This window comes from Intestinibacter sp., assembly GCF_022780145.1.
Classification (GTDB): Bacteria; Bacillota; Clostridia; order Peptostreptococcales; family Peptostreptococcaceae; genus Intestinibacter.
The window spans coordinates 1-7,870 of the sequence record NZ_JALEXO010000105.1 but is presented as its reverse complement, the minus strand read 5'-3'; the positions used below and the strand labels follow the sequence as shown (position 1 = coordinate 7,870).

The following is a 7,870-nucleotide window of genomic DNA, read 5'->3' as shown; positions in this document are numbered from 1 at the left end:
ACAGCCCCAGGACCACCTGACATTATAGCTATAGCAATTCCCGCTATATTACCAGTACCGACACGTGATGCAGTACTTATACAGAATGCTTGGAATGAAGATATCTTACCGTCGGCCTTAGCCTCCTTGCCCATTCCATCGCCTAAAAGTCTGAACATTTCTCCAAAATATCTAAATTGAACAAATTTTGTTCTAAATGAGAAATATAAACCAAGTACAATTAATGCGATTACAAGGATATAAGTCCATAAAAAGTCATTAATTACTGTTACAAAACCATTTAAAGTTTCCATTAAATACCTCCTCAAAATAAAATAAAATTTATAACACATTAACATATATAAAAATATAATATATGTAATTTATATTTTGTATAAAATTAATTTGTAATTATAATATAGTCACAATAAACATTATAATGTAAATAAATAGTAAAAGCAATATGTAATATTAATTATCCTTTTTATTGAAAATATAATATTTTCTGAAAAATTATACGATACTTTTGAAAGTAAAATACTGTAAAAATTTTACGATAGACTTATAACCTAGAATAAAGCTTGTCAAGAGTAAGTGAGGCGAAAATAGGTAGTATTATAGCGTTTTATATAGTATATTTTTGTATAAGGATAGTAAAATTTATATGAAAGTTAGGACGAGCAGTTATGCAATAGATACTTGATTACTTGTAATATAAAAATAATTTTAAAAATATCTCCAGCCCAAAACATGACTGGAGATATTTTATTTTTTAATAATACTTAATAGATACGATTTTTCCCAATTGAACAAGCACCTTTTCAAGCTCACTAACTACATGAAGTCTAAGCTCTAGATCTCTCTGGAAAAAAGACTCAGCATTTGCTATATTAAGCGATCTTCCAACCAACAGCTCGATATGAGATGCGCTGTACAAAAGCTTAGCCATCTGAGAGGCACCGTCTTTTGATTTGAATATATCGTCATCCAAGCTCTTAGATAACTCCTGCAATCTCTCTATGGTCTTAGAAAGAGTAAGCACACCTTCTGTAACTAGGTCGATTCCCTGAATATAAGCTATAGGAGGAACCTCCTTGTCGTAAATCTCTGAGCTAGATTTTATCTCGACTCCTAGTTCTCTAGCCACTATTTGTGAGGTTGTACCGCCACAGACTATTTTTATGTCGGCGTTAGTTGTGAGCTCCTTCACCACCTTGGAGTCGTCCTCTTTGTTTGTCGGAGGTCCAGTGAAAAGCTTGACTTTTTTAGGTCTTGTAGCTTTTAATACGCATACAGTTGTGTCATCGCCCGGTTCAAGTAGATACATTTGGTTGCATACACCTAGCAGATCGTTTTTTATATCCATTGCAGACATTGAATCCCTAGTGTGCATTTTTAGGTATTTTGCGATGTCCTCCCATTTCCAGTTTTGGTTTAGGGCTTGTCCAGCACTTGCGTATAGAGCTCCATCGCTTACAAATACTAGTACGTCGTTTTCTTTTAAATCTATATTAGCCTCGCGAACCAGTTTTCCACAGATGTTTTTCTCCGTATAGTAAATTTTCTCGATTTGACCTCTTCTCAAGAAAAATGTCTCTGGACCGTCGAATTCTGCTATATATGCTTTATCGTCGTTTGTGATTTTCACTATAGTAAAAGTAGAGTAGGCTATTTGTTTTTCGGCATCTATAGGCAGTGTTTTGACGATTGTCTCGACAGTTTCTTCTATTGTAAGACCGTTTTTTATCATTGTAAGAGCTATTGTAGAGGTAAGAGTCGATAAAATATTTGCCTTTACGCCGCTACTTAGTCCATCGGATAAAACAGCGACACACATATCCTTACCTATATAAAATTCTACGTTGTCTCCACAAAGCTCTTCACCGTGTTTAATAAGACTACCTGATGCAAAATCTATAAAATTTTTCATCTTTAGTTACCTTCCTCATCTAAAATTAAATTTTTTAATTTTGTCAAAGTTACTTTTGTCTCAGCTGTTGTCTCTCCAAGTAAGCTGGCTATTTCCTGTGCTACAGTCATTTGCTTGTCGATTACCTGTTGAGCTATTTCCATAGTTTCTACCTTCATAGATTGAAGCTTTTGTTGGGCTCTTTCATCCTTAGTGATATCGACAGCAAGCCATAAGAACATTTGGTATTCTTCTAACCAGTATATAGTCTGTAGTATAGTAGAGTTTTTGTATTCTTCAAATGTTACTTTTTCATTTCTGACGTTTTTTCTGGATTTCTTGACATTCTCGAATTCCTCATCATCTAAGTACATACCTAGAGGCATTCCCTTTGCTTCGTCCTTTTCTATCCCAAAGAAGGCTTCGGCAGCTGGATTTAATTCTATAATAAATAAATTCTTATCTATAAGACCTATCAGATTAGGTGAGCATTCACATATTACATTAGACAGACTTTGGGCTCTATCTCTCATATAAGGCAAGCACATTGAAGGCTCTGAAAGCCCGTTAAATACAGCAATCGCCTTTTCTCTACATGTAGAGTAGCCACAGTTACCACAATTTAGCTCATCGTAGCGAGTCATTCTACCCATTGATTCTAAAATTTCTTGTATCTCAGCTTCAGTAGGTTGTTTTAATTTGACAGGCTTAGGTGGATATTCCTTATGCAGAAAAACGTCTAAAGCCATATCGGCATATGGGTTTGGCTCTGATTTATCCTTGAATAGCTCGTTGTATTTTGCTCTATTTTTTAATAAATCTCGTTTTACCTCTATGAAGCATCTGTCGTCTGTATTTAAATCTGAGCCGTATAAGCATCCGTGGTCACAGGCGTTCATTTCAAAGAAGGTATTTTCGAATTTGCCGTCCTTTATAGCGTTTAGGACGCTTTTACAATCGTCAATACCGTTTACGCATAAAACTGTTTTATGAGGATTTTTGCTTTCAATAAGCTTGGCAGTTTCTCCTGGCATCGGGAATAGTACCTTATCATTACATACAAGATCGAACGGCTCGATTTCTAGCTCGTCAAGATTTATATTTTCTATATTCATCCATTTTTGTAATTCGTAAAATGTTATAACCTCATCTGCACAAATTTCATTATTTGCATCGGTCTTTTTAGCTATACAAGGCTCTATAAATACGACTTTGTTGTCGCTTCCGTATTTACGCTTTAAAAAACGTCCATGGCTTATATATGGTGAAACTACAGGAATTAGACAGTCTGTTAATTCTGGATAATGCTTTTGAATAAGATGGTTGATTGAAGGACACATAGATGTAATGTAGTTTTGATCGTCATTTTTGTTTGCATAGGCGTTGTATATGTCAAAAATTGGTTTTGTGGTTATACTAGAATCCTCTACATGTGAAAAGCCTAATTTTCTAAGTGCTGCTGGTATTTTAAGACTTTTGTCGCCAAATGCAGCAGTAAAGCTAGGATCTATTGATGCAATTACCTTTTCACCTCTTTTGATTAAGCTTTTGACAGTGCTGAAGCTTGTTTTTTCAACTCTATAATGCTGTGGACACGCTTTAGTGCAGTTACCACAAAGGATGCATCTATCTTTGACTATGTCTGCTTGACCATCTTTTATAACTATAGCATCTACAGGACAGTATCTAACACATGCATAACATCCTCTACATCCGTTTTTAGAAAAATTAGAATTGGACATAAGATTTTCCTCCTTATAATAAATATTGAAATATTCCTCGATTAATGAGGAAATTATTTGAAATTTAATAAAATTATACTATATTTTAAAAATATTTACTATTATTTGATATTTAGTTTTATATATAGATATAGATTAATTTGAAATATTACAAAAATGTAACTGGTAAAAAATACAAAAACGGATTATTATATAAATATAAAAATGATATCAAAATAATATCATTATCATATATTTCTTCACCAATAGTCATTGATAAATTACAAGGAGGTGTGTACTTATGAGTGAAGTGAATTTAGCTAAACAGGAGAAATCCATTGAAGAAAAAGAGATAAACGCCATGAGTGGCTGGCTGGGTCTTTTTCTAGGGATATTGTTTATCCTAGCTTTTCCAGCAGGGATAGTTTTGACAGTTGTACTTGAAATAGTATGGCCTGTCTTTGTTGCGATAGTTTTATTAATAGCAGGAATACTTCTATTATGTGGTCTAAAAATAGTAAATCCAAATGAATCTATAGTATTCGTCTTATTTGGTAATTACTATGGAACACTTAAGAAACCAGGATTTTATTTTGTAAATCCATTCGTAACAGCGATAAATCCAACTTACGAACCTCAAGTAGCTAAGCTCGGCAAGCTAGGAGAAAAGGAATCAGACGAAGAAAGTTCAACTTCAAAAAATAAAAAAATATCTTTAAAGGCTATGACACTTAACAACCAAAAACAAAAGGTAAACGACGAGCTAGGAAATCCTATAATAATAGGAACTATAGTCATCTGGAAGGTCGTAAATCCTACAAAAGCTGTATTTAATGTAGAAAACTACAAGACATTTTTATCAATACAATGCGACTCAACTATAAGAAATGTTGCGAGACTTTATCCATATGATTCAGAAGACTCAGAGGATCACAAGGAAAAATCGCTTCGTGGAAGTAGCCAAGAGGTAGCAGATAAACTAAAAGAAGAGCTTCAAAAACGTGTAGAAATAGCAGGTATAGAAGTAGAAGAGGTCCGTATAACTCATTTATCTTATGCACCAGAGATTGCAGCGGCGATGCTACAACGTCAACAAGCAGAGGCAATAATAGCAGCTCGTAAGAAAATAGTAGAAGGGGCTGTCGGTATGGTTGAAATGGCGCTTAATTCTCTTAGCGAAAAGGAAGTCGTAGAGCTAGACGACGAGAGAAAGGCCGCTATGGTTAGCAATTTACTTGTGGTTTTATGTGGAAGTAAGGACGCCCAACCTATAGTAAATAGCGGTTCTATTTATTAATTATTATGGCTGAGAAAAAAGACAAGAGTAAAAAACAAATTTTGCTTAGGATTTCGCCAACTCTGTGGAATGAATTAGCTCAGTGGTCAGAGGATGAGTTTAGATCTATAAACGGTCAGATAGAGTACTTGCTCACAGAATGCGTCAAGGCGCGCAAGAAAAGCAAGAAAAAATCTACTTTAGATGAAGATGAGTAATATGGAAAAATATATTTTCTGTATTTATTTATAAAAGTGTAAAATTTTAATAATATTTTTAGGGGGAAGAGAAATGATTATAGTTACAACAGATCAAATACCAGGCAAAGAAATTAAAGAGGTTGTAGGAGTTGTTTCAGGTGGAACAGTTCAATCAAAGAACATAGGTAAAGATATTGGAGCAGGACTAAAAGGTCTAGTTGGTGGAGAAATGAAATCATACACTGCTATGATGGAGGAAGCTAGAGATATAGCTATGAAGAGATTAGTAGAAAAAGCTAGCAGTGCAGGAGCAAACGCTATAGTTGGAATGAGATTTATGACTTCTTCTATAGTACAAGGTGCTAGTGAAGTTATAGCTTATGGAACAGCAGTAGTAGTTGAATAGATTTTGATTTTATTGTAATAGTAAAGGCTATCAATTTGCAAATGGATTGATAGCCTTTTTTAAGTATTTCCAAAAACTAAAAAAGTCAGCTATGCCGGGCTGACTTTTAGATTCTAACTTTGGGGAAAGTAGAATATGTATTAATTCATATACGCTAAACATATGCCAAACTTAGTGTATATGTTTATTACATTTTTAAAATATTTTGTATTATCAATTTCTTGATTATTATTATAATGAAGTAATTTATTAGTGTCAATCGATTATTTTTGTCGGAATTTGTGGTAAAAATGATAAGTATTTTAGGAAAACGTATGATTATTTCAAACATATATAAATAGAAGAGATTACAAATTTATTTGTATACAGAATTCAATAAAAAACTTACAAAAGAAAAATAAAAAATTTACGAAAAAATAAAAGTAAATCAAATAAAAAAATTTTTATATAATTGTAAAATGTTAACATATAAAAAAGTCTTCATTTTAAAGATTATTAATATTTTTGAAATACATGACGGAAATTATAAAAAGACTAGATTTAAACCTAGTCTTTATCGTTTATTGTGATTTCTTTACTACTGAAGATTTTAATTTCATAGCGCCAAAACCGTCGATTTTGCACTCTATATCGTGACCATCAGATGGATCGTGTATTAATCTTATGTTTTTTACCTTAGTTCCTATTTTTATAGATGATGAGCTTCCCTTCACCTTAAGATCTTTTACTACAATTACAGAATCTCCGTCGCTTAAGACATTTCCATTTGCGTCTTTTATAATATTTTCATCAAATTCCATGTCGGCATTCCATTCGTAGCCACATTCAGGGCAGACTAAAAGAGAGCCGTCTTCATAAGTGTATTCTGAATTGCATTTTGGACAATTTGGTAAATTTTCCATTAAGTTTCCTCCTAAAATTTGTGATAGGTCTATATAATATCACATATTTGGTGTTACTTCAAATAGTCCTCGATAATTTTCCATTCTGATATCAGCTTATCCAGTGAAAATCTAGCATTTGCAGGGCTTGTAGATGGCAATTTTATCGCCTTCATGTTTGTAGATTTTTCACAGTATTTTCTGTATAAATCGTAGGATTTTCCTCCGTTGCAAAATATTTGCTTTATATTCGATTTGTATATTATTGAGTTAAAGTCGTTTACAACTACATTTTTTATACTGCTATCACTAGAGCCCTCTATTTCACAGCTGGCGATAACATCCCATACAGCTATGTTGTTTGTTAGCAGAAATTTCTTTTTTTCTTCTATAGAGATGGGTGTATCACAGCCTACAACTGCAGCTAGAGTTTTCCAAAATCTATTTTGTGGGTGATGGTAGAAAAATTGATTTTCTCTAGATTTTACAGATGGAAAAGAGCCTAAAATTAGAATTTTGGAGTTTTCGTCGTAAACTGGAGGTATCTCGTGTTTTACTTTTTCCATTACAATTAATCCTTTCTAATATGATGATATTTATATGATAGAAAACTATTTTTTTTATGTCAAGCTCGCCTATTATTAGAAATCTTAAAATAACAAATTGCAATTAAAATAACGATAAAATTATTTAAAATATATAACTTTGACAACTATTACTAAAATATTGTAAAATATACAAATGAATATACATACAAAAGTATATTAACGAAAAAATATTAGGAGAGATGAGTATGAGTATAAACAAAAATTACATTATAGCAAGTGCTATGATGGCGTCGGTGGCATTGCCGCTTGTGAATGTGTCTCAAGTAGAAGCAGCTGCTGATATGAGAACTGTTACGGCTTCATCGCTAAATTTTAGATCAGGGCCATCGACTAGTTATAGGATAATAGGTTCATTATATAAAGGACAAAAGGTAGAGTACATAAGTACATCAGGAGAATGGCTAAAAGTAAAATACAATGGAACTACAGGTTACGTTCACGGAGATTACGTGACTAAGAGTGATAATGTATCTAGCCAAGGGACTACTAAATACGTAAACGCGACAGTAGGTTTAAACGTGAGAAGTGGCCCAGGGACAAGCTATTCAAAATTAGGAAAACTGTCTTACAAGGAAAAGGTGACAGTGTTATCTACATCAGGAGAATGGTCAAAAATAAACTACAATGGAAAATCAGGATATGTACATAGCTCGTATTTACAAAATACAGTACCAGGCTCACAGACTTCACAACAGCCTGATACAAACCAAGGGACTACAAAATACGTAAATGCTACAGTAGGACTAAATGTAAGAAGTGGACCAGGGACAAGCTATTCAAAATTAGGAAAGCTATCTTACAAGGAAAAAGTTACAGTATTATCGACATCAAATGGCTGGTCAAAAATAAACTACAATAGAAAAACTGGATATGTAGATAGCTCGTATTTA

At 33.1% G+C, this 7,870-nt stretch carries 9 protein-coding genes; 4 read left to right on the top strand and 5 right to left on the bottom strand.

What is annotated here, in order from left to right; all coding sequences use genetic code 11:
* The 3 genes from MR593_RS03825 to MR593_RS03815 all read right to left on the bottom strand — a co-directional run.
* Positions 1 to 293 (bottom strand): alanine:cation symporter family protein (locus MR593_RS03825; RefSeq protein WP_290687059.1); only part of this gene is annotated, 293 nt, incomplete at its 3' end.
* A 458-nt stretch (positions 294 to 751) separates the two neighbouring features.
* Positions 752 to 1,909, bottom strand: coding sequence for a SpoIIE family protein phosphatase (locus MR593_RS03820; RefSeq protein ID WP_290687056.1), 1,158 nt, complete (start codon positions 1,907 to 1,909; stop codon positions 752 to 754).
* 2 nt (positions 1,910 to 1,911) lie between these two features.
* The gene (locus MR593_RS03815; RefSeq protein ID WP_290687055.1) at positions 1,912 to 3,630 is read right to left on the bottom strand and encodes a [Fe-Fe] hydrogenase large subunit C-terminal domain-containing protein; all 1,719 of its coding nucleotides are present in this window, start codon (positions 3,628 to 3,630) and stop codon (positions 1,912 to 1,914) included.
* Between the two features lie 280 nt (positions 3,631 to 3,910).
* On the opposite strand from MR593_RS03815, the gene MR593_RS03810 reads away from it, so the two are divergent.
* From MR593_RS03810 to MR593_RS03800, 3 genes are all read left to right on the top strand, one after another.
* Positions 3,911 to 4,906 carry an SPFH domain-containing protein gene (locus tag MR593_RS03810; RefSeq protein WP_290687053.1) on the top strand — a complete coding sequence of 332 codons (996 nt, stop codon included), beginning with the start codon at positions 3,911 to 3,913 and terminating at the stop codon, positions 4,904 to 4,906.
* 5 nt (positions 4,907 to 4,911) lie between these two features.
* Positions 4,912 to 5,103, top strand: a complete 192-nt coding sequence (locus tag MR593_RS03805) for an Arc family DNA-binding protein (RefSeq protein ID WP_290687052.1) — start codon at positions 4,912 to 4,914, stop codon at positions 5,101 to 5,103.
* Between the two features lie 73 nt (positions 5,104 to 5,176).
* Positions 5,177 to 5,491 carry a YbjQ family protein gene (locus MR593_RS03800; RefSeq protein ID WP_290687051.1) on the top strand — a complete coding sequence of 105 codons (315 nt, stop codon included), beginning with the start codon at positions 5,177 to 5,179 and terminating at the stop codon, positions 5,489 to 5,491.
* Positions 5,492 to 6,051: 560 nt separating this feature from the next.
* On the opposite strand, the gene MR593_RS03795 is transcribed toward MR593_RS03800, so the two are convergent.
* Together MR593_RS03795 and MR593_RS03790 are read right to left on the bottom strand one after the other, a co-directional pair.
* Positions 6,052 to 6,393, bottom strand: coding sequence for a zinc ribbon domain-containing protein YjdM (locus MR593_RS03795; RefSeq protein ID WP_290687049.1), 342 nt, complete (start codon positions 6,391 to 6,393; stop codon positions 6,052 to 6,054).
* A 53-nt stretch (positions 6,394 to 6,446) separates the two neighbouring features.
* Positions 6,447 to 6,938, bottom strand: a complete 492-nt coding sequence (locus MR593_RS03790; protein WP_290687047.1) for a DNA-deoxyinosine glycosylase — start codon at positions 6,936 to 6,938, stop codon at positions 6,447 to 6,449.
* A 227-nt stretch (positions 6,939 to 7,165) separates the two neighbouring features.
* Between MR593_RS03790 and MR593_RS03785 the strand changes: the two genes are divergently transcribed.
* Positions 7,166 to 7,870 (top strand): SH3 domain-containing protein (locus MR593_RS03785; protein ID WP_290687045.1); only part of this gene is annotated, 705 nt, incomplete at its 3' end.